Annotated in this window: 18 protein-coding genes; 6 read left to right on the top strand and 12 right to left on the bottom strand. The window is 66.3% G+C overall.

Annotation, left to right across the window (positions count from 1 at the left end):
* Window positions 1-85: 85 nt before the first annotated feature.
* Entirely contained in the window at window positions 86-934 is an 849-nt protein-coding gene (locus V473_RS03485; protein ID WP_066600652.1) for a sulfite exporter TauE/SafE family protein, read from the top strand.
* A 162-nt stretch (window positions 935-1,096) separates the two neighbouring features.
* On the opposite strand, the gene ndk is transcribed toward V473_RS03485, so the two are convergent.
* The 3 genes from ndk to V473_RS03470 all read right to left on the bottom strand — a co-directional run bounded on the left by ndk (window position 1,097) and on the right by V473_RS03470 (window position 3,518).
* On the bottom strand, window positions 1,097-1,519 hold the full coding sequence (gene ndk / locus V473_RS03480) for a nucleoside-diphosphate kinase (protein WP_066600648.1): 423 nt from the start codon (window positions 1,517-1,519) through the stop codon (window positions 1,097-1,099).
* A gap of 90 nt (window positions 1,520-1,609) precedes the next feature.
* The gene (locus V473_RS03475) at window positions 1,610-2,047 is read right to left on the bottom strand and encodes a DNA polymerase III subunit chi (RefSeq protein WP_066600645.1); all 438 of its coding nucleotides are present in this window, start codon (window positions 2,045-2,047) and stop codon (window positions 1,610-1,612) included.
* A gap of 25 nt (window positions 2,048-2,072) precedes the next feature.
* Window positions 2,073-3,518, bottom strand: a complete 1,446-nt coding sequence (locus V473_RS03470; RefSeq protein WP_066600643.1) for a leucyl aminopeptidase — start codon at window positions 3,516-3,518, stop codon at window positions 2,073-2,075.
* A gap of 191 nt (window positions 3,519-3,709) precedes the next feature.
* Between V473_RS03470 and V473_RS03465 the strand changes: the two genes are divergently transcribed.
* The 5 genes from V473_RS03465 (at window position 3,710) to V473_RS03445 (ending at window position 9,918) form a co-directional block, all read left to right on the top strand.
* Window positions 3,710-5,977, top strand: a complete 2,268-nt coding sequence (locus V473_RS03465; RefSeq protein ID WP_066600639.1) for an LPS-assembly protein LptD — start codon at window positions 3,710-3,712, stop codon at window positions 5,975-5,977.
* A gap of 85 nt (window positions 5,978-6,062) precedes the next feature.
* The gene (locus V473_RS03460; protein ID WP_066600637.1) at window positions 6,063-7,448 is read left to right on the top strand and encodes a peptidylprolyl isomerase; all 1,386 of its coding nucleotides are present in this window, start codon (window positions 6,063-6,065) and stop codon (window positions 7,446-7,448) included.
* Window positions 7,426-8,448 carry a 4-hydroxythreonine-4-phosphate dehydrogenase PdxA gene (pdxA, locus tag V473_RS03455; protein WP_066600634.1) on the top strand — a complete coding sequence of 341 codons (1,023 nt, stop codon included), beginning with the start codon at window positions 7,426-7,428 and terminating at the stop codon, window positions 8,446-8,448. The genes V473_RS03460 and pdxA overlap by 23 nt, the downstream gene beginning before the upstream one ends.
* Window positions 8,441-9,277, top strand: a complete 837-nt coding sequence (gene rsmA / locus V473_RS03450; protein ID WP_066600633.1) for a 16S rRNA (adenine(1518)-N(6)/adenine(1519)-N(6))-dimethyltransferase RsmA — start codon at window positions 8,441-8,443, stop codon at window positions 9,275-9,277. Before pdxA ends, rsmA begins: the two co-directional genes overlap by 8 nt.
* An 89-nt stretch (window positions 9,278-9,366) precedes the next feature.
* On the top strand, window positions 9,367-9,918 hold the full coding sequence (locus tag V473_RS03445; protein ID WP_066600631.1) for a pseudouridine synthase: 552 nt from the start codon (window positions 9,367-9,369) through the stop codon (window positions 9,916-9,918).
* Between the two features lie 185 nt (window positions 9,919-10,103).
* On the opposite strand, the gene V473_RS03440 is transcribed toward V473_RS03445, so the two are convergent.
* From V473_RS03440 to V473_RS03400, 9 genes are all read right to left on the bottom strand, one after another.
* Window positions 10,104-11,255: a ribosomal protein uL16 3-hydroxylase gene (locus V473_RS03440; protein WP_066600629.1), complete on the bottom strand. Its 1,152-nt coding sequence runs from the start codon at window positions 11,253-11,255 to the stop codon at window positions 10,104-10,106.
* Between the two features lie 80 nt (window positions 11,256-11,335).
* Window positions 11,336-11,854: a tetratricopeptide repeat protein gene (locus tag V473_RS03435; RefSeq protein WP_066604944.1), complete on the bottom strand. Its 519-nt coding sequence runs from the start codon at window positions 11,852-11,854 to the stop codon at window positions 11,336-11,338.
* A gap of 92 nt (window positions 11,855-11,946) precedes the next feature.
* Window positions 11,947-13,122, bottom strand: a complete 1,176-nt coding sequence (locus V473_RS03430) for an RsmB/NOP family class I SAM-dependent RNA methyltransferase (protein WP_066600627.1) — start codon at window positions 13,120-13,122, stop codon at window positions 11,947-11,949.
* A 186-nt stretch (window positions 13,123-13,308) separates the two neighbouring features.
* A complete protein-coding gene (gene guaB / locus V473_RS03425; protein WP_066600625.1) occupies window positions 13,309-14,766 on the bottom strand; it encodes an IMP dehydrogenase in 1,458 nt (485 codons plus the stop codon).
* 436 nt (window positions 14,767-15,202) lie between these two features.
* On the bottom strand, window positions 15,203-17,152 hold the full coding sequence (gene ftsH, locus V473_RS03420) for an ATP-dependent zinc metalloprotease FtsH (RefSeq protein WP_066604941.1): 1,950 nt from the start codon (window positions 17,150-17,152) through the stop codon (window positions 15,203-15,205).
* Window positions 17,153-17,251: 99 nt separating this feature from the next.
* Window positions 17,252-17,443 carry a hypothetical protein gene (locus V473_RS03415; RefSeq protein WP_066600622.1) on the bottom strand — a complete coding sequence of 64 codons (192 nt, stop codon included), beginning with the start codon at window positions 17,441-17,443 and terminating at the stop codon, window positions 17,252-17,254.
* Window positions 17,444-17,573: 130 nt separating this feature from the next.
* The gene (tilS, locus tag V473_RS03410) at window positions 17,574-18,536 is read right to left on the bottom strand and encodes a tRNA lysidine(34) synthetase TilS (protein WP_066600621.1); all 963 of its coding nucleotides are present in this window, start codon (window positions 18,534-18,536) and stop codon (window positions 17,574-17,576) included.
* A complete protein-coding gene (locus tag V473_RS03405; protein WP_066600620.1) occupies window positions 18,527-19,465 on the bottom strand; it encodes a hypothetical protein in 939 nt (312 codons plus the stop codon). Before V473_RS03405 ends, tilS begins: the two co-directional genes overlap by 10 nt.
* A gap of 91 nt (window positions 19,466-19,556) precedes the next feature.
* Complete coding sequence (locus tag V473_RS03400; RefSeq protein ID WP_066600616.1) at window positions 19,557-20,501, bottom strand: helix-turn-helix domain-containing protein; 945 nt, start codon at window positions 20,499-20,501, stop codon at window positions 19,557-19,559.
* Window positions 20,502-20,570 lie beyond the last annotated feature (69 nt).

The raw sequence follows: 20,570 nt of genomic DNA, 5'->3' as shown, positions 1-20,570 counted from the left end.
GCAAAACCACTTGTCTTGCGGCGATGAAACGGGTGCAAGACCCGCGCAGGGTCGTTGCATATCATAATAAGGACAAGCGGGCGCCATGAGCCTGATGGGATCGATCGACATTTTCCATGCCAGTGCCGGCCTGCTGGTCGGCGTCCTAGTGGGCGTGACTGGCGTGGGCGGCGGCTCGCTGATGACGCCGCTGCTCGTGCTGATGTTCGGCGTCAGCGCGAAGACCGCGGTAGGCACCGACCTGCTCTTCGCCGCCCTGACCAAGATCGTCGGATCGGCCGTGCATGGCAAGCGCGACACAATCGAGTGGCCGATCGTGCGGCGCATGGCGGCGGGCAGCGTGCCGGCCGCGCTCATCACGCTGCTGGCGCTTGGCTGGATCGGCGATGTCGGCCAGTCGACCGAAAATCTCATCCTGATTGCGCTCGCTTCGCTGCTGGCGCTGACGTCGGTCGCGGTGATCGGCCGCAAATGGCTGTTCCGTCATCGCGGCGACCTGGGGGCGACCCACTCGGCCGGCACCACCTTCTATGGCACGACGGCGCTCGGCGCGCTGATCGGCGCGGCCGTTTCGCTCTCCTCGGTCGGCGCGGGCGCGATCGGGGTGACGGTGTTGCTGTTCCTCTATCCCCGCCTGCCCATGGCGCGCATCGTGGGGTCTGACATCGCCCATGCCGTGCCTCTGGCGCTGATCGCCGGGACCGGCCACTGGCTGATGGGGGACGTCAACTTCATCCTGCTGATCACCCTGCTGATCGGGTCGATACCCGGCGTGATCGTTGGCAGCTATCTGTCGTCCCATGCCCCAGACCGGGTGCTGCAACCCCTGCTCGCCGCGGTGCTGGCCATCTCTTCCTGGCAACTCTTCGTCAAGGCGCGCACGCCCGCCCCGGTGAAGGTCGAAGCGCCGGTTATGGCGAAAGCACAGCATTGAGCCATTGCGCCGCGTGCTCCTGCGAAGGCAGGAGACCAGGGCAAACGGCAGGACTGGATTCCCGCCTTCGCGGGAACACGGAAGCGGACAGGCTGCCGACATGAAGAAGCCCGACCCTCATGTGTGAGGACCGGGCTTCTTCCGCTCGAAAGGATCGTGGCTTTAGCCGACGATCTCTTCCGGCTTGAAGAAATAGGCGATCTCGATCGCGGCATTTTCTTCGCTGTCCGAACCATGGACCGAATTGGCTTCGATCGATTCGGCCAGTTCCTTGCGGATCGTGCCGGCATCGGCGTTGGCGGGGTTGGTCGCGCCCATGACGTCACGGTTGCGCTGCACGGCATTTTCGCCCTCCAGCACCTGGACGACGACAGGGCCGGAAATCATGAAGGCGACCAGGTCGGCGAAGAAAGGCCGTTCCTTATGAACGCCATAGAAGCCCTCGGCCTGCTCGCGGCTCATGCGGATGCGCTTGGAAGCGACGATGCGAAGCCCTGCTTCCTCCAGCATCTTGGCGACCGCGCCGGTCAGGTTGCGACGGGTCGCGTCGGGCTTGATGATCGAAAAGGTGCGCGTGACGGCCATGGCCCTCGAAACTCCGAATTGTTGGAAATGCTGGGCGCGCCTTTAGACGCGGCCGGGCCAGGCCGCAAGGGGCTTAACCCTGACCGTGCGTCAGGCCATTTGCGCCCATTTGCGGCCGTCCTGCTTGAAGTAGCGCGAAACCGTCTCCTCGCGCTTCGACAATACCCGCCAACTGGACCGCGCGCCGTCGACCGTATCATCGTCGAAGAAGTAGAAGGCCCGCTCGAACCCCAGCGCCGCGTCGCGCCAGATACCGTCCGCCAGCGCGATATGCGCCGCGCCGTTCAGCGCCTCGCACGCCTCGCTCAGCAGGATCGGCTGCTGCGCCTCGCCGCCCTCACCCGCCCGGCCATGCGCCAGGAAGCTTTCGGGAGGCCCGGCCCAAAGCCCCGCCGAAATTCGCTCCAGCCGATCAGGCTCCTGCGCCACCACCAGCAGCCGCGCGCCCAGGCCCAGGATGCGCGCCGCGATCGCGGGCAACACCTGGTCCACCGGATCGCGGCTGAGCTGGTAGAAATCGACCTGCACGACAGTCTCCCTTATCGGGTTGGCATCAGAACTCGAACTTGTCCGCGACCAGCTGGTCGATCAGGCGCACGCCATAGCCGGTGGCGCCCTTGTCCCAGGTCGCGCCCGGCTTGTCCGACCATACCATCCCGGCGATGTCGAGATGCGCCCATTTCACGCCATCGTCCACGAACCGCTTGATGAACTGCGCCGCGGTGATCGATCCAGCGTAGCGCCCGCCGATATTCTTCATGTCGGCAATCGGGCTGTCGATCATCTTGTTATAGGCGTCCGCCAGCGGGAAGCGCCACAGTTGGTCGCCGCTCGCCTTGCCCGCTGCGGTCAGGTCTTCCGCCAGTCCGTCGTCATTGGCGAACAGGCCGCCATATTGATCGCCCAGCGCGACGATCATCGCGCCGGTCAGCGTGGCCAGGTCGATCATGACTTCGGGCGCGTAAGTCTTCTGCGCCCAGGTGATGGCGTCACACAGCACCAGCCGCCCCTCGGCGTCGGTGTTCAGCACCTCGATCGTCTGTCCGGACATCGACGTCACGATGTCGCCGGGGCGCTGCGCATTGGCGTCCGGCATATTTTCGACCAGACCGCAAATGCCGACCACGCGCGCCTTCGCCTTGCGCCCGGCCAGCGCCTTGATCGCGCCGGCGACCGCGCCCGCGCCGCCCATGTCCCACTTCATGTCTTCCATGCCGGCCGCCGGCTTGATGGAGATGCCGCCGGTGTCGAAGGTCACGCCCTTGCCGACGAAGACGACCGGCTTTTCGACAGCGCCATTGGTGCCGTCCCATTCCAGCGCCAGCAACCGCGCCTCTCGCACGGACCCTTGCGCCACGCCCAGCAGCGCGCCCATGCCCAGTTCTTCCATCGCCGCCTTGTCGAGGACGGTAATCTTCACGCCCAGTTCGGCCAGATGCTGGCAGCGTTCAACGAAGCTTTCGGGATAGAGGATGTTGGCTGGCTCCGACACCAGTTCGCGGGTGAAGGCGACACCGGCGGCGACCGCGGACAGCCGCTCCCAGGCCGCGTCCGCCCCGGCCGCGACCAGCGTGATCGTCTTGAGCGTCGGCTTGGCCTTTTCGGGCTGACGGGTGCGATAGGTATCGATCCGCCAGCCGCGCAGCAATGCGCCAAACGCCAGATGCGCCGCCAGTTCGCCGCTCGCGCCACCGAAAAACTCCACCGCGGCATGGATTGCGCCGCTGGTCGACAGTTTGGCGGTCAGCGCCGCGCCGGCCTTTTCCACGTCCAGTTCGCCGCCCGCGCCGATGCCCAGCAACAGCACGCGCAGCGTCTTGCCGCCTTCGGCCACGAAGCTTTCAAAGCTCGTCCCCGTCTCGCCGGTGAAGCGCGACGCGGCGGCGCCCGCCGCCAGGATCGGCGCCGCCGACAGGGGCAGCGTGTCGAACCCGCCCTTGGGCACGGCGAAGACCAGCGTGTCGGCATCGGGGCGGGTCGGGCTGAACTGGATATCCATCGGGGTTCTTGTCCTCTTGTCTCTTGGGCGGGCGAAGCCGCGCTCTTACCCGTCAGATAGTGCGGCTTTCCCCGTCTGGCAAAGCCGTTCGACCGATTTCCGGCCAAAGATGCGCGACGGGCGATTGCGGACCGGCAATCAGTGCGATAGGCGGGACGGCAATATGCGCCCCGTTGATGAGGCCCCACCGCTTGCAAACCGTCCTGTTCCCTTTCCCTGTCCGCCATGCCTTATTGGCTGGCGCGGCGTTGCCCGGCTTCCTGCTGGCCCCCGCAGCGCTGGCGCAGCAGCTGAACGAGCCTGCCGCCCCGATCAGCGCGCCCGACGCGCCGATGCCGGAAAATGACGACCAGATCGGCTTTGCCGCCGATGCGCTGCAATATGACAGCAACAGCGAAATCGTGACCGCCGACGGCAATGTGCAGTTGCTGCGCGACGGCAACCGCCTGCGCGCCGACAAGATCGTGTGGAACCGCACCAGCGGCAAGGTGGAGGCGATCGGCAATGTGTCGATCATCGATCCTGAAGGCAATATCGCCTATGGCGACCGCATCGACGTCACCGATACGCTGAAAGACGGCGCGGTCGACAATATGCTGCTCGTGCTTCAGTCGGGCGGCCGCCTGGCGTCGGTCAAGGGCACGCGCGCCAACGGCGTCTACACGCTCAACCGCGCCACCTATACCGGCTGCGCGGTGGAGGACAGCCATGGCTGTCCCAAGGAGCCCACCTGGCAGATCAACGCCATCCGTGTGATCTACGACCCGGTGCGGCAGCGCGTGACGTACAAGAACGCCAATATCGAACTGTTCGGTCTGCCGCTGATCCCGCTGCCCGGCCTGTCCCACCCGGTCGGCGATGGCGGCAGCAGCGGCCTGATGGTGCCCAATCTGCGCTATGACCGCAATAACGGCTTCGAAGTCGCGCTGCCCTATTATTTCAAGCTGGCGCCCAATCGCGACATCACCGTCACGCCGCATGTCTATACCGACACGCTGCCGATGCTGGAGGCCAATTACCGCCATCTCTACGATCGCGGCGCCTATCAGGTCACCGGCTTCATCACCCATGGCAGCCGCGTCGCCACCAGCGACAGCAGCGCGGGCACGACCCCGGCCGCATCCGAAAAGGATATTCGCGGCTATCTCGACGCCAGCGGCAAGATGCAGTTGTCGCCCGAATGGAGCCTCGACGGGTCGATCCGCTTCGCCACAGACCGCACCTTCCTGCGCCGCTACGACATCAGCCGCGACGATCGGCTGCGCTCGACCCTGGGCGCGCAGCGGATTGGCGATGACAGCTATTTCTCGATTCGCGGCTGGACGGTGCAGACCCTGCGCCAAGGCGATTCGCAGGGGCAAACGCCGATCGCGCTGCCGGTCATCGACTATCGCCTGCGGCTCAAGGACCCGCTGCTGGGCGGCGTGCTACAGTTGCAGGCCAATACGCTGGCCATCACCCGCACCAGCGGTCAGGATACGCAGCGCGCCTTCGCCGCGGCGGAATGGAGCCTCCGCACGCTGACCGGGCTGGGGCAGGAAGTCACTTTCACCGGCTATCTGCGCGGCGACGTCTATCACAGCAGCGACAACGCGCTGACATCAGTGGTCAGCTATGCCGGCGATCCCGGCTGGCAGGCGCGCGGGATCGCCGCCGCCGCGGTCGACATGCGCTGGCCCTTCGTCGGCGAAGCATTTGGCGGCGTGCAGCGCATCGCCCCGCGCGTGCAGATCGTCGCCGCGCCGCATCTGGCCAACCTGTCGCTGCCCAATGAGGACGCCCGCGCCGTCGATCTGGAGGACAGCAACCTCTTCGCGCTCAATCGTTTCGCGGGCTATGATCGGTTCGAGGATTCGACCCGCATCACCTATGGGCTGGAATATAGCCTGGCGCTGCCCGACTTCTCGCTCGACGCCAATGTCGGCCAGAGTTACCGGATCGACAATCGCCCCGCCATCCTGCCCGACGGCACCGGCCTGTCCGACCGCACGTCCGACATCGTCGGCCGCACCACCGTCCGCTATAAGGATTTCCTTGCCCTCACTCACCGCTATCGCGTGGACAAGGACAATCTGGCCGTCCGCCGCAATGAGATCGACGCGACCGTCGGCACCAAGAAAACCTATGCGATGGTCGGCTATCTGCGCCTGAACCGCGATGTGGCGTCGGGGCTGGAGGATTTGCAGGACCGCGAGGAACTGCGCCTGGGCGGTCGCATCCAGTTCGCCCGCTTCTGGTCGGTGTTCGGTTCGACCGTTATCGACCTAACCGATGCGAGGGAAGCGCCGAACAGCACGTCCGACGGCTACGAACCCGTTCGCCACCGCCTTGGCGTCGCCTATGAGGATGATTGCCTGACCCTCGGCCTCACCTGGCGCCGCGACTATCAGGCCAATGGCGACGCGCGAAAGGGCAATGGCTTCCAGCTACGTCTAGCTTTCCGCAATATTGGCATATAAGGAACAGGCTCCCGCCTACCGTCAGGACTGGTTAAGGCGGACCAGCGCATCACGCGCCGGTTCGTATTGGAGATTTTTGCCGACGATGCTGCCTGTCGCTTCCTCGCCCATCAGCCTGTTTCATGGCGTCCGTTCGGGCCTTCGCACCCTGCTCCTGTCTTCGGCGCTGATCAGTGTCGGCGTCCAGCCGCTTCTCGCCCAGACGGTCGATGACGGCAGCGATGTCGCGACGCAGCAACTTAACCTGCCCAAGGACGTGACCGTCTTTGGCAAGAGCGACCCCAATGTCCGCAAGGCGACGGCGATCGTCAACGGCCGGATCATCACGGGTACGGACATTGACCAGCGCCTCGCGCTCATCATCACCGCCAATGGCGGCAAGGTGGAGGAAGCGGAGAAGGAGCGACTGCGCGTCCAGGTTCTGCGCAACCTGATCGACGAAACGCTCCAGATCCAGGAAGCCGCCGCCAACGACATCAAGGTCGATCCGGCAGAAGTCCAGCAAAGCTATGAGCGCGTGGCGGCCAATTTCCGCCAGTCGCCGACCCAGTTCGACGCTTATCTGCGCGAAAAGGGCAGCTCCGCCGCCAGCATCAAGCGCCAGATCGAGGGCGAACTGGCTTGGAGCCGTCTGCAACGCCGCAACATCCAACCGTTCGTCAACGTGTCGGAAGACGAAGTGAAGTCGGTGGTCGATCGTCTGAACGCCGCCAAGGGCAGCGATGAATATCGGATCGGCGAAATCTATCTGTCGGCGACCCCGGAAAATCGCGCGCAGATCGTCGCCAACGCGCGCAACATCATCGAGCAGATTCAAAAGGGCGGCAGCTTCCCGGCCTATGCCCGACAGTTTTCCGAAGCCTCGACCGCTGCGGTCGGCGGCGATCTGGGCTGGGTCCGCCCCGCGCAGTTGCCGCCCGAACTGGCGCAGGCCGCTGCGGAAATGCAGGTCGGCCAGATCGCTGGGCCGATCGAAACCGTGGGCGGCGTGTCACTGGTCTATGTCATGGACAAACGGAAGGTCCTGACCGCCGATCCGCGCGATTCGCTGCTCAGCTTGAAACAGCTCTCCGTGCTTTTCCCCAAAGGGACGACCAAGGAACAGGCCAGCGCCAAGGCCGCCAGCTTCGCCGCCGCGATCAAGGAGATCAAGGGGTGCGGCCAGGCGAATGAGGTCGGGGCGAAGATCGGTGCCGACGTGGTCGATAACGACAATGTCAAGGTGCGCGACCTGCCGCCGCAGTTGCAGGACATATTGATTAATTTGCAGGTCGGCGAATCGACTCCGCCTTTTGGTTCGATCGACGATGGCGTGCGCGTGCTGGTGGTTTGCGGTCGCGACGATCCGGTGTCAGCCAACGCCCCCAACGCCGAACAAATCCAGGCGCAGTTGGAAGAAGAACGGGTCAACAAGCGCGCGCGCATCTACCTGCGTGACCTTCGTCGTGATGCGGTCATCGAATATAATTGACGTCGCGCCTCTCGCGCCCTTTGCGGTGTCGCTCGGCGATCCCGCCGGAATTGGGCCGGAGATCGTCGCGAAAAGCTGGGTGATGCGCGAAGCGCGCGGCCTGCCGCCCTTCTTCGCGGTGGGCGACGCCGCGTCGCTCCGCGCGGTATGGCTGGGACCGATCACGATCATCGGCGCGCCGGAGGAAGCCGCCGACGCGTTCGGCACGGCCTTGCCCTGCCTTCAGGTCGCCGACGCGGGCGAAATCGTGCCGGGCAGCCCCAGCATCGACGGCGCGCGCACCGCGTTCCAGGCGCTCGAAGTCGCGGTCGGCCTCGCGCGGCAGGGGTCCGCCGCCGGGATCGTGACCGCGCCGGTGGGCAAGGAACAGCTATATGGCGTCGGCTTCACCCATCCGGGCCAGACCGAATTCGTCGCCGAACGCTGCGGCGTGTCGCCCCATAATGCGGTGATGATGCTGGCCGGACCGTCGCTGAAAGTCGTGCCAATCACCATCCATATCCCGCTGGCCGATGTGCCGTCGGTGCTGACCATCGACCTGATCCGCGCGCGTGCGCTGACCACCGCCAAGGGATTGCAGCGCAATTTCGGTATCGTCCGCCCGCGCCTCGCCGTAGCGGGTCTGAACCCCCATGCCGGCGAAAATGGCGCGCTGGGCCGGGAAGAGATCGACGTGATCCGTCCCGCCATCGATCTGCTCCGCGAAGACGGCCTCGATATCGTCGGCCCGCTCGCCGCCGACGGCATGTTCCATGCCCGCGCCCGCGAAGCCTATGACGCCGCGCTCTGCATGTATCACGATCAGGCGCTGATCCCGATCAAGACGCTCTATTTCGACGAAGGCGTCAACATCACGCTGGGCCTGCCGATCGTGCGCACATCGCCCGACCATGGCACAGCCTTCGGCATCGCCGGCACCGACAGCGCCAATCCCGGCGCGATGATGGCCGCGCTCAAGATGGCGGCCGAAGCCGCGCGCGCCCGCATCGCCCATGGCTGACACCCGCCCCATATTGCCGCCTCTCCGCGACGTGATCGCACGCCACGGCCTTGCCGCCAGCAAGGCGCTGGGCCAGAATTTCCTGCTCGACGAACAATTGCTCGACCGGATCGCCGCCATCCCCGGCGCGCTGGCCGACGCGCCGACGTTCGAAGTCGGCCCCGGTCCCGGCGGCCTGACCCGCGCGATTCTGCGCGCCGGGGCGCGGCTGGTCGCGGTGGAGCGCGATCGCCGTTGCCTGCCCGCGCTCGCCGAACTGGAGGAGGCCTTTCCCGGCCAGCTCCGCGTCATTTCCGGCGATGCGATGGCGATCGACGCCCATGCCGAGGCGGGCGACGGCGCCCACATCATCGCCAACCTCCCCTATAATGTCGGCACGCCGCTGCTGGTCGGCTGGCTGTCGGCCCAATGGGAACCGCTGCCCTGGTGGTCCAGCCTGACGCTGATGTTCCAGATGGAAGTCGCCGAGCGCATCGTCGCCAAGGCCGGCTCCGACCATTATGGCCGCCTCGCCGTCCTGTCCCAATGGCGCAGCGACGCGAAGATCGCAATGAAGGTGCATCGCAGCGCCTTCACTCCCCCGCCCAAGGTGATGTCCGCCGTGGTCCACATCACCCCCAGGCTGGCACCCGACGGGGTGCAGCTCAAATATCTCGAACGCCTCACCGCCGCCGCCTTCGGCCAGCGCCGCAAGATGATGCGCCAGAGCCTCAAGGGCCTGCCCGGCGCGCTCGAAGCGTTGGCCAGCCTGGGTATCGACCCGCAACGCCGCGCCGAAACCGTCAGCGTCGAGGAATTTGTCGCCATCGCACGGATATTGAGCCGTTAAATCCCAAGCCGATATTCAGCCCATCCGTTCGTGCTGAGTAGAGACTGAGCCTGTCGAAGGCTCGTATCGAAGCATTGTCTGGAAACCCCATGTCCCGCCTGATCCTGTTCAACAAGCCCTATGACATGCTGTCGCAATTCACCGATCGCGGCACCGACACGGCGCGCGCGACCCTGTCCGACTGCATCGCCGTGCCGGGCGTCTATCCCGCCGGCCGGTTGGACCGCGATAGCGAGGGGTTGTTGCTGCTGACCGACGACGGCCGGCTGCAATCGCGCATCGCCGATCCCAAATATAAAACCGCGAAAACCTATCTGGCGCAGGTCGAGGGCGATGTCACCGACGCCGCGATCGCCACGCTCCGCCGCGGCGTGGGCCTCAAGGACGGTCTTACTGGACCGGCCGATGTCGAACGGATCGACGCGCCAGACCTCTGGCCCCGTAATCCGCCGATCCGCGTGCGCAAGGCGATTCCCGACAGTTGGATCAGCCTCACTATCCGCGAAGGCCGCAATCGGCAGGTCCGCCGCATGACCGCCGCGGTCGGCCATCCCACCTTGCGCCTCGTCCGCTGGCGCATCGGTGACTGGACGCTCGATGGCTTGCAACCGGGCGAATGGCGCGAGGTTCAGGTCGGCTGATCGGCATTACCGGGCAGGCGTAACAAACGCTTGCCCTTGGTCCGGCTGGTCAGATGATATTGGTCGCACCGGTCGCAACGATAGGTCCGCAGCGGCACGCTCCCCTCCAACGCCGCCGCCAGGGCCGCCTCCTGCGAGCCGAACCGCCGCTTGCGCGCGCAAATGCTGAGTCGCGTGCGAATCGCTCAATCCTCGGTCAGGAAGCTGACGCTACCTTCATTATAGAGCGTGACCACCAACGCCATCGCTTCATCGGCCTCCATCAGCACTGGATCGATCAGGACGCTGTCCGCCGCGCAAATCTGCCGGGCCAGCACCGCCACATCGCCGCTGCAATCATGACTTTCGCCATCGACGAATAATGTCACCGCGTCCTCCCCCGCCGCCACGAAGGCGAAGCGACTCGCCGGATTGCGGCACAGCGCGACGCCCTCCTCCACCAGTTCCCGCACATCCTCGACCGCGATCGGCTCTTCCGGCCGGAAGTCCAGTTCGGGATATTTACGCTCGCTACTATATTCCCCAAACCAGCGGGCGAAGGCCGCGCGATCGCTCAGCGCGTCGCCGACCATCGCCTGCAACCGCGCCAGCGCCGCCGCGCCGATCTCGCCCGGATTGGCCTGTATCGTCAGGTCCGGGTCGGCATAGCGGTCGTCATCCTCCATGCCGCCGACGACATGGGCGCAAAATTGCTCGACCAGTTCGCTGCGCGACGGGGCGCGAAAGCCGATCGAATAGGTCATGCAATTGTCGCCGACGGCCACGCCCTTATGCGCGACGCCCGGCGGCACATAGAGGATGTCGCCCGGCTCCAGCACCCATTCGGCTTCGGACTGGAAATCGGCCAGCAGGCGCAGATCCTCATGCAGCATCAGCGGCGTATCGGCGTCGCACCGCCCGCCCACCTGCCAGCGCCGCCGGCCCAGCCCCTGGATCAGGAACACGTCATATTGGTCGTAATGCGCGCCCACGCCGCCGCCGTCGGTGGCGTAGCTGACCATCACGTCGTCGATCCGCCAGTTAGGGATGAACCGGAACGGCGCGACCAGCGCGGCGACGGCCGGCACATGCATGTCCACCGCCTGCACCAGCAATGTCCAGGGGCTGCGGCCCATCGCGCCGAACCGGTCTTCGGGCAGCGGCCCATGTTCGACCATCCAGCGCCCGTCGCCCTGGCCGATCAGCCGCGACTCGACGCCTTCCTCGCAGGCCAAACCCGCCAGTTCGTCCGGTTCCAGCGGGTTCACCCACGCCGCCCACGGATTGCGGATCAGCAGCGGCTTCTTCTGCCAATAATCGCGCAGAAACAGGTCGACGTCGAAATCTGTGAAGTGCATGGGCTGCCCGCGGTTCAGCGGCGCGCCTCATGCGCCCGCCCAACGGCCTTGCCGGGCTAACCCGACGAAGTCAAAGCGCGTTAAGGCGTTTGCGTCGGCGCCGCCTTGGGCACGGTCACCGCGTCCTTGCTCGTCATCGCGACGGCGGGCGGCCCTTTCTGGATCGCCGCGGCCAGCTTGCCGACCGACGCGCAGTCGCCCTTGCACAAGGCTTGCGCCTGCGCGAGCACATCCTTCGCCTTGGCGATCGCGCCCTTTTCGACCATCGCCTCGCCCTGCCCGGCCAGCGCGGCGACATCGGTGGGGTCAAGCAGCAGCGCTTCTTTGTAAAGGCGGATCGCCTTGCCCTGCAGCCCCTGCGCGCGTGCGACTTCGGCCAGTTCGACAAAGGCGGCGCGGTTGCGCGGATCGATCGCCAGCGCGCTTTCCAGCGCATCCGTCGCGCCTTCCAGATTGCCGGCCTTGTGCGCGGCCTCGCCCGCCTTCTGCCATTCGACCGACTGGGGGCTGATCTGACTATCCGGCTTCTGGCTCAGGCCTACGCTCGACACGGTGGTCAGGACGATAGCGAGCGCAATCGAGGCGGGGGTAAAACGCATTAATTTCTCCAGCCATGTTTCAGGCGCTGATTTCGGCCCATAGCCCACGCCCCAAGTGTCGCGATTTTGCGGACGCTTGTCCATGGCCTGTTTCACCCCTCCCGGCGCAGCCGCGCAAAGAAGAAGCCGTCGCTGCCGTCATGCCCCGGCGTCAGCAGCAGCCCCGCGCCATGGGCCCGGCCGACGGGCAGGTCGATCGGCTCCGCCGTCCACCCCGCATGGCGGGCCAGAAAGGCTTCGACCTGCCCGCGCCCTTCGCGCTCGGTCAGCGCGCAGGTCGCATAGACCAGCGCCCCACCCGGCGCCAACAGGGGCGCCGCAAAATCGAGGATGCGGGCCTGTTCCGCGACCAGCCGGTCGAGCCGCGCCTGCGTCAGCCGCCAACGCGCCTCCGGGTTGCGCCGCCAGGTGCCAGTGCCCGAACAGGGCGCATCGACCAGCACCACGTCCACTTGGCCGTTCAAACTCTCCAGCCCCCGCGCCTCATGACTCTGGTCCAGCAACAGCGTCTCGATGAAGGTCGCGTCCGCACGCGCCGCGCGCGGTTCCAGCCGCGCCAACCGCGACCGGATCGTGTCAGCGGCGACCAAAGTCCCGCGCCCCGCCATCGCGCCCGCCAGCGCCAGCGTCTTGCCGCCCGCCCCGGCGCACAGATCGACCACGGTCATGCCCGGCTGCACCCCGCACGCCGCCGCGATCCACTGGCTGCCGGCGTCCTGCACCTCGACCAGCCCGTCCTTCCACGCCGCCTGCTGCTCGACGGGAAAGCCTTCGGGCAGGCGCAGCCCGTCGGGCAGGCCGGCGATCGACGTCGCATCGGGCAGCGCAGGCGCGACCGCCTCCGGCGTCGCCTTCAGCCGATTGACGCGCAAATCCACGGGCGCGCGGCCCAGCAGCGCATCCTGCTCCACCTTGTCCGCCAGCAAGCCTTGCAGCCATTCTGGCACCGCGCCCGCCTCAGCCCCCGTCTCGCCCGGCTCGATCGGCAAGGGTGCATGGGTCGATCCGTCGAACAGCGCAGTCATGTCCGGCCGCTCCAGCGCCACGCCAATCATCGCCGCGCGCCCTGTCTCCGGCCGCTCCGCCGCACGACGAATCGCATCATAGACATGGTCGCGCACCGCCCGCCGATCCCGCGACCCGGCATAGCGCCGTTCCTTGAAATAGCGCGCGATCAGCGTGTCGGCCGCCGGCCCGCCATCGCGCGCCGACGCAATGATGGCGTCCAGCAGATCGATCGCGGCCTGGATACGAGCGGAGGGGGTCATATCCTCCCCGACACGGGGAGGGGGACCAGCCAGAGGCTGGTGGAGGGGGCGGGCGGCAAACGCGACATTTCTGGAAATAGCTGCATGAAAAGTCGTAAAAAGTCACTCAACGAAGGTCGTGAGGAAAGGCTATCCCCCTCCACCACTGGCTTCGCCAGCGGTCCCCCTCCCCGTGTCGGGGAGGATTTACCGCGTCGGATAATTGGGCGCTTCCCGCGTGATCGTCACGTCATGGACATGGCTTTCCGAAAGCCCGGCATTGGTGATCTGCACGAAGCGCGCGCGCTCCTGCAAATCCTTGATCGTGGCGCTGCCGGTATAGCCCATCGCCGCCTTTACACCGCCGACCAACTGGTGGATGACATCCTTGGCCGGTCCCTTGAACGGCACCTGGCCCTCAATGCCTTCGGGCACCAGCTTCATCTGGTCCTTGATGTCCGCCTGGAAATATCGGTCGGCGGACCCGCGCGCCATCGCGCCTACGCTGCCCATGCCGCGATAGCTCTTGTACGCGCGCCCCTGGTATAGGAACGTCTCGCCCGGCGCTTCGGCGGTGCCGGCCAGCAGCGATCCCACCATGACGCAACCCGCGCCGGCCGCCAGCGCCTTGGCCAGATCGCCCGAAGTGCGCAGTCCACCATCGGCGATTACCGGCACGCCCTGCTTGGCGGCTTCCTCGGCGGAGTCCATAACCGCCGTCAGCTGCGGCACGCCCACGCCCGCGACAACGCGGGTGGTGCAGATGGACCCCGGCCCGATACCCACCTTCACGCAATCCGCGCCCGCGCCGATCAGCGCCTTGGTCGCTTCGGCGGTGGCGACATTGCCCGCGACCACCTGCACATGGTTGGACAGTTTCTTCACCGCCTCGACGGCAGCCGACACCTGGGTACTATGGCCGTGCGCGGTATCGATGACGATCAGGTCGCATTCCGCGTCGATCAGCGCCCGGCTGCGCTCCAGCCCCGTTTCGCCGACCGTCGTCGCGGCGGCGACGCGCAGGCGGCCCGTCCCGTCCTTGGTCGCCTGCGGATAGGTAACGGCCTTCTCGATATCCTTGACCGTGATCAGGCCGACGCAATGATAGCCCTCGTCCACCACCAGCAGCTTTTCGATCCGGCGCTGGTGCAGCAGGCGCTGCGCCTCTTCCTGGCCCACGCCGACCTTGACCGTGGCGAGGTTATCTTTGGTCATCAGCTCGCTGACCGGTTGCTTGGGATTTTCCGCAAAGCGCGTGTCGCGATGCGTCAGGATGCCGACCAGCTTGCCATTGGCTTCCACGACCGGAATGCCGCTGATCTTGTGCCGCTGCATCAGCATCTGCGCGTCGGCCAGCGTCGCGGTGGGCAGGATGGTGATCGGGTTGACCACCATGCCGCTCTCGAACCGCTTGACCGCGCGCACGGCGTCCGCCTGCTCCTCGACGGTCATGTTCCGGTGCAACACGCCAATCCCGCCCAACTGCGCCATGACTATCGCCATGTCGGCCTCGGTCACCGTGTCCATCGCCGACGACAGGATCGGGATGTTCAACTTGATCTCGCGCGTGACGAAAGTGGACGTGTCCGCCTGGCTGGGCAGCACATCGGATTCGCCGGGCTGCAACAGCACGTCGTCAAAGGTGAGGCCGAGGCGGATATCCATGGAAAAAGCCACTTTCTGCTGCGGAACCGACGCCGAAAAAGACGGCGCTTCCGGGGGATTTGTGGCGGCCCATGTAACCACTATGGGCGCGCACGGCCAGACCCTTTGGGGGATTTATTGTGGAGGCCGAAGGCCGCCGCGCCATTACCGGCGAAAGTCGCGAGCGGCGATATGTCTGCCATCTTGGCAGCGATAGGAGAGCCGCCGCAAGACCCCCATCCAACCTTCTCCGCGCCTCTGCCTCTTCGCGCGATTATAGTATTGCGCGGAGCGCGTTAGTCACGCCGGGGTGAGCAATCGCTCGTTGCGCAAGCCCACCCCCTAACCCCTTACTGCCGGCGCAAGGGGAACAAGGTCCGCTTCTGGCCGTCAGCACCCGACTACGAAAAAGGACGCAGCCTCAGCCACGCCCCTTTCCCTGACCCAATGACAGCCCTCAGGCCCCGGCAGCGCTCGCCTCACCGAACGGTCCCTTGCGCTTGCGTGTCCGCGGGATGGAGGAACCCGCCGCCGGGATCACCGAAGGCTTGATCGTCGTGCCGTCGTCGCGGGTGATCTCGCCCTTTTCCAGCAGCGCCTTGATCTCCTCGCCGCTCAGCGTCTCATATTCCAGCATCGCGTTGGCCAGCAGGTGCAACTGGTCCTCGTGACCCGTCAGCAATTCCTGCGCACGGGCATAGCCCTTTTCCACCAGTCCACGAATTTCCGCATCGATCAGCTTGGCCGTCTCGTCGGACATATGGACCCGCTGGCTCTGCGAATAGCCCAAGAACGTCTCGCCCTGCTGCTCTTCATATTGCAGCGGCCCCAGCTTGTCCGACATGCCCCATTGGGTGACCATGTCGCGCGCCAGTTTGGTCGCGTACTGGATGTCGCCAGACGCGCCGCTCGACACTTTGTCATAGCCGAAGATGATTTCCTCAGCGACGCGCCCGCCCATGGCGACGGCCATGTTCGCGTGCATCTTGTCGCGATGATAGCTGTAGCTGTCCCGTTCCGGCAGGCGCATGACCATGCCCAGCGCGCGGCCGCGCGGGATGATCGTCGCCTTGTGGATCGGGTCGGACGCGGCTTCATGGACCGACACGATAGCATGGCCCGCTTCATGATAGGCGGTCATCTTCTTCTCGTCGTCGGTCATGACCATGGAACGGCGTTCCGCGCCCATCATCACCTTGTCCTTGGCCGATTCGAACTCGTCCATCGCCACCAGTCGCTTGCCGCGCCGCGCCGCCGTCAGCGCCGCTTCGTTGACAAGGTTGGCGAGGTCCGCGCCAGAAAAGCCCGGCGTGCCGCGCGCGATCACGCGGGGATCGACGTCAGGGGCCAGCGGCACCTTCTTCATATGCACGGCCAAAATCTTCTCGCGCCCGTCGATGTCGGGACGAGGCACGACGACCTGACGGTCGAACCGGCCCGGCCGCAGCAGCGCAGGGTCCAGCACGTCGGGGCGGTTGGTCGCCGCAACGATGATGATGCCTTCGTTCGCTTCGAAGCCGTCCATTTCGACGAGAAGCTGGTTCAGCGTCTGCTCGCGCTCGTCATTGCCATTGCCCAGGCCCGCGCCGCGATGGCGGCCGACCGCGTCGATTTCGTCGATGAAGACGATGCAGGGCGCGTTCTTCTTCGCCTGTTCAAACATGTCCCGCACGCGGCTGGCGCCGACCCCGACGAACATTTCGACAAAGTCGGACCCGGAAATGGTGAAGAAGGGCACGCCCGCCTCCCCCGCGATCGCGCGGGCCAGCAGCGTCTTGCCGGTGCCGGGCGAACCGACCAGCAAAGCGCCCTTGGGGATCTTGCCGCCCAGGCGCGCGAACTTCGTCGGATCTTTCAGGAATTCGACGATTTCCTGCAACTCCTCGCGCGCTTCGTCGATACCGGCGACGTCATCGAACGTCACCTTGCCATGCTTTTCGGTCAGCAGCTTGGCCTTGGACTTGCCAAAGCCCATAGCGCCGCCCGCGCCGCCGCCCTTCTGCATCTGGCGCAGCACGAAGAAAGCGATGCCCAGGATCAGCAGGAACGGCAGCGACTGATAGATGAGAATCTGCCAGAAGCTGGGCTGGTCCTGCGCCTGGCCCGAATATTTGACGCCATTATCGTCCAGCAGGCTGGTCAGGCCCGGATCATTGACCGGCACGGTCGTGAACTTCTGCCCGCTCGACAAGGTGCCGCTGATCTTGTCCGGCGCGATCGCGACGTCCTTGATCTGGCCTTCCTGCACCTTGGACCGAAATTCGGAATAGGCGATGCCCGATCCCGCGCTGGACGCGGTCCGGCTGTCGAACAGCGACACGAACATCAGCAGGGCGACGATCACGCCCGCCCAAATCATGGCGCTCTTGATCCAGGGATTGCCCTGCGGGTCTTTTTCGTCGTTCATCATCACTCGCTTTCACCGGCCAAGATAGGGCGCGCCGACAAAAGCGCAAGCGCGCGCCGCCGCGTTCCGCCCGCTATTTCATGCGCCGTTAGCCGTCGTTCAGACCGCGCCCAGCAAGGTCAGCGCAACATAGGACAGCGCCAACGCCACGCCGCCCGACAGACCGCACAGCAGATAGCCGACATAGAGCAGCAGCGGCGGATGCGGGCGCCCCCGCTTGCGATTACGCTGCGCCGCCGAAAGAATGACACTGGCCAACAGGCCATAGGTCAGTGCCGCAAACTCCACCATGCACCATATTCCCCGCTATAAAGCGCGCAGGATAGCCATGACAGCGATTAAGGAAAGGTCATTGCGCCGCGTCAAATCGGCGAAGCGTGGGGGGATCGCGACAATCCGCGGAACCTTTCCGTAACGATCCCTAGAACGTCCGCCGCGGCGGTGCAGGATGCAGCGTCCACACCGCCCCGCCCTTCAATAGCCAGCCGCCCAAACTGATCTGCCTGCCCGCCATGGCGGCTCCAATAGCGCGATCCAGGCTATCGCCACGCTGCGGCCTGCACCCGGCCCGTTCCAGCATAAGCGACAGTAACCGCCGCAGATATTCGCGCGGAACATCGGTGCGCGCGAGCCGCCACCCCGCCCCGTCGGCCCGCACATGCGCCGCCGCCAGCGCTGCCACGCTCCAGTCGATCGCCTCGTCCGCCTCCGCCAGCGCCGCCGCGCTGCGCGCCGCCGCCTGGACGTCCAGCCAGGACGCATCGGCCAACGCCTTCCGCAGCGCAGCCCGGTCAAAGCGCGGATCGGCGTTGGACGGATCATGGACATGGGGCAGCCCCTCGACCTGCGCCAGCGCCTCCAGCGCCGCCTTGCGCACGCCCAGCAGCGGACGGATCACCCGGCCCGCGCCCGCCTCCGAGCGCGCCCGCACCCCGGCCAGCCCACCGACGCCCGACCCGCGATTCAGCCGCATCAGCATGGTTTCCAGTTGGTCGTCGGCATGGTGGGCGGTCATGATCCAATCGATCCCCTGCGCCGCCCGCCACGCCTCGATCAACCGATAGCGCAGCGCCCGCGCCCAAGCCTGAACATTGCCCGCCACCGGCCGGTCGGGCGTCAGCGTGGCATGGGCGATGTCCTGATCGGCGCACCAGCGCGCGACCATGGCCGCTTCCCCCGCCGAGTCTGCGCGCAACCGATGATCGACCGTCACCGCCGCCACGCGATCCGGAAAGGCGCGCACGGCCAACCACAGCAAAGCCATGCTGTCCGGCCCGCCCGACACCGCGACGCCGAAACGCGCCGCCGGGTCGTCCCCGACCAGCGTCCGCGTCGCCGCGTCCAGCCGCGCCACCAGCGCGGTCGCTTCGTTGGTCAGCTGCACTTCGCCTTGGCGCGACCCGCGGTCATCATGCCGCGCAGGGAGGAAGACAGGCTCTCGCCATAGACCTGCTCCAGTTCCTGATAGACCTTGCACGCATCGGCCGGCTTCTTGAGCTGGATCAGCGCGTCGCCCAGATAGGCTAGGCTGTCGGGCGCACGGTCGCCGCGCGGACGCTTCTGGTAATTTTCATAGAAGGCGACCGACGCCAGCGCCGGCTTGCCATCGTCCAGATAGGCCCGGCCCAGCAGGTTCTGCGCCTTGCTGGCGATTGAACTGTCGCCATATTTCTCGACCGTCGCCTTTAGCTGGCCTTGCGCCTCAGGATAGAATTTCGCGTCCCATAGACGGAAACCATAAGTATAGGCGTCATCCGCCGCATCGCCGGTGTCGGGGCGTTCGACCGCTGCGACGGCGGTCTTGCGCGCGTCGCTCGCGACCGGCGGTGCGGCGACCGGAGCCGGCTTGGACGCTGGCTTGGGCGCTGCGGAACGGGGCGTGACGGGCGCAGCCTCTGCCGCCACAGGCGCCGGCACCGGCGGCGCTTCGGCGGCGGGCGCCATACGCGCGTCAGTCTCCGCCTTATATTTGTTGAACGCCTCCTCCAGCTGGCGCAGCTTATAGCTATTCTGCTCCACCTGCCCCGTGACCGACGCCAGTTGCGATTCCAGCGCGCCGACCCGCGCTGTAAGGTCCGCGATCGGGGTGGAGGCGGGCGATCCCGGCGCGATCGTCGGCGTGGCCGGACGGCTGATTTCCGCCTCGATCGGGGTTCCGGCTGGAAACACCTTGCGCTGCACCGCGCGCATTTCCTTTTCCAGCCGGTCGACCCGCACCTCCACCGGCGCGTTCTGCGCAGCGGCGGGCAGGGTCATGACAGGCATGGCAACGGCCAGCAAAGCCGCCGTTGTCGCAAGAAGGGCGTTACGCATGATGATCCCCGACTGATATTCCTGGCTTAACCATAAGGCGATATTTCGCGCGGTAAAGCGCGACGTCGCCCGTCACCCCCGGCGGCGCGCGTCAGGGCTGCGGCGCAGCGGCGCCGTCGCCCGCCGGCGCAACCGCGGCTGGGGCAGGCGGCGCGCTGATCTCGCTGGACGCAGGCGCAGGAGCGGTGCGCCGTTGCGCAGGACGTGACGGCGCCGCAGACGGGCGCGTTCCCCGCGCTGGCATGGCCTCCGCCGGGGCTTCGCCCCGCGCCAGCAGCGCTTCGGCGCTGACCGGCACGTCGGCGATGGTGCGATCGGCCGCACCAAGCGGCGGCATCACTTTGCCGCCCACTGTCACGCTCAGCGCCTGAGGGCGACCCGTCAGGATCATCGGCCCCTTGGCGGTCGACGGCAGGGTAAAGCTCTCGCCCTTCTTCAGCAGACCGTCCTTCAACCGCTCGCCTGCGTCGTCATAGATGCGCAGCCAGACGTCGTCGATAGCGGTGAACACTACCGGCTGGGCGGCGGGCGCGACGGGGTCAGCGCCGGCGGGACGCGCGGCCGCAGGCTGGGCCTGCTCCTGGGCGATTTCTTCGCCGGTCGGCAACGTCATCAACTGGGTCCGCCAGATGGTGTAGCCCGCGATCAGCACGACGACGATCGCCAGCACGACCCATGCCAATCGGCGGGGCGGCACGCGCGCCGGATCGACCGGCTCGAACGCCTCGTACCGCGCGCCCATGTCGCTATTATGCACGCCATGGCGCACCTGCGCCGCGATCGCCACCTCGTCCAGATCGACCGCGCGGGCATAGGCGCGGGCGAACCCGACGGCATAGGGAATGCCCGGCAGGGCCGCATAATCGTCGCGCTCGACCGCTTCCAACTGACGCTGGGCGATGCGCGTGCGGGTCGCGACATCCTGGATCGAAAGGCCCCGTGCCTCCCGCGCGGCGCGCAGCTTGGCGCCGGGGGTTGACGGCTGCGCTTCCGGCGCGCCCTGTGCGCCGGTTTCGAGTTCTGGTTCGTCTGCCATGCTGCTCCGCGACCTGTGATGGCCGGCCTTGTCTCATTGCGGGACGGGCGTTGTCAACGCCGCGTCCGC

It is taken from the genome of Sphingobium cupriresistens LL01 (assembly GCF_001046645.1).
GTDB classification, from domain to species: Bacteria; Pseudomonadota; Alphaproteobacteria; order Sphingomonadales; family Sphingomonadaceae; genus Sphingobium; species Sphingobium cupriresistens.
Note: the sequence above shows the minus strand (reverse complement) of the source record. Positions and strands in the feature narration are given on the sequence as shown.

Excerpts from the sequence above, each read along its gene's own strand:
- V473_RS03440 (WP_066600629.1), bottom strand. The coding sequence starts at position 11,255 with ATGCACTTCACAGATTTCGACGTCGACCTGTTTCTGCGCGATTATTGG.
- ftsH (WP_066604941.1), bottom strand. The coding sequence starts at position 17,152 with ATGAACGACGAAAAAGACCCGCAGGGCAATCCCTGGATCAAGAGCGCC.
- V473_RS03415 (WP_066600622.1), bottom strand. The coding sequence starts at position 17,443 with ATGGTGGAGTTTGCGGCACTGACCTATGGCCTGTTGGCCAGTGTCATT.
- ndk (WP_066600648.1), bottom strand. The coding sequence starts at position 1,519 with ATGGCCGTCACGCGCACCTTTTCGATCATCAAGCCCGACGCGACCCGT.
- rsmA (WP_066600633.1), top strand. The coding sequence starts at position 8,441 with ATGGCTGACACCCGCCCCATATTGCCGCCTCTCCGCGACGTGATCGCA.
- guaB (WP_066600625.1), bottom strand. The coding sequence starts at position 14,766 with ATGGATATCCGCCTCGGCCTCACCTTTGACGACGTGCTGTTGCAGCCC.
- V473_RS03430 (WP_066600627.1), bottom strand. The coding sequence starts at position 13,122 with ATGACCCCCTCCGCTCGTATCCAGGCCGCGATCGATCTGCTGGACGCC.
- V473_RS03485 (WP_066600652.1), top strand. The coding sequence starts at position 86 with ATGAGCCTGATGGGATCGATCGACATTTTCCATGCCAGTGCCGGCCTG.
- V473_RS03460 (WP_066600637.1), top strand. The coding sequence starts at position 6,063 with ATGCTGCCTGTCGCTTCCTCGCCCATCAGCCTGTTTCATGGCGTCCGT.
- V473_RS03470 (WP_066600643.1), bottom strand. The coding sequence starts at position 3,518 with ATGGATATCCAGTTCAGCCCGACCCGCCCCGATGCCGACACGCTGGTC.
- V473_RS03445 (WP_066600631.1), top strand. The coding sequence starts at position 9,367 with ATGTCCCGCCTGATCCTGTTCAACAAGCCCTATGACATGCTGTCGCAA.
- pdxA (WP_066600634.1), top strand. The coding sequence starts at position 7,426 with ATGCGGTCATCGAATATAATTGACGTCGCGCCTCTCGCGCCCTTTGCG.
- V473_RS03405 (WP_066600620.1), bottom strand. The coding sequence starts at position 19,465 with ATGCGTAACGCCCTTCTTGCGACAACGGCGGCTTTGCTGGCCGTTGCC.
- V473_RS03400 (WP_066600616.1), bottom strand. The coding sequence starts at position 20,501 with ATGGCAGACGAACCAGAACTCGAAACCGGCGCACAGGGCGCGCCGGAA.
- V473_RS03435 (WP_066604944.1), bottom strand. The coding sequence starts at position 11,854 with ATGCGTTTTACCCCCGCCTCGATTGCGCTCGCTATCGTCCTGACCACC.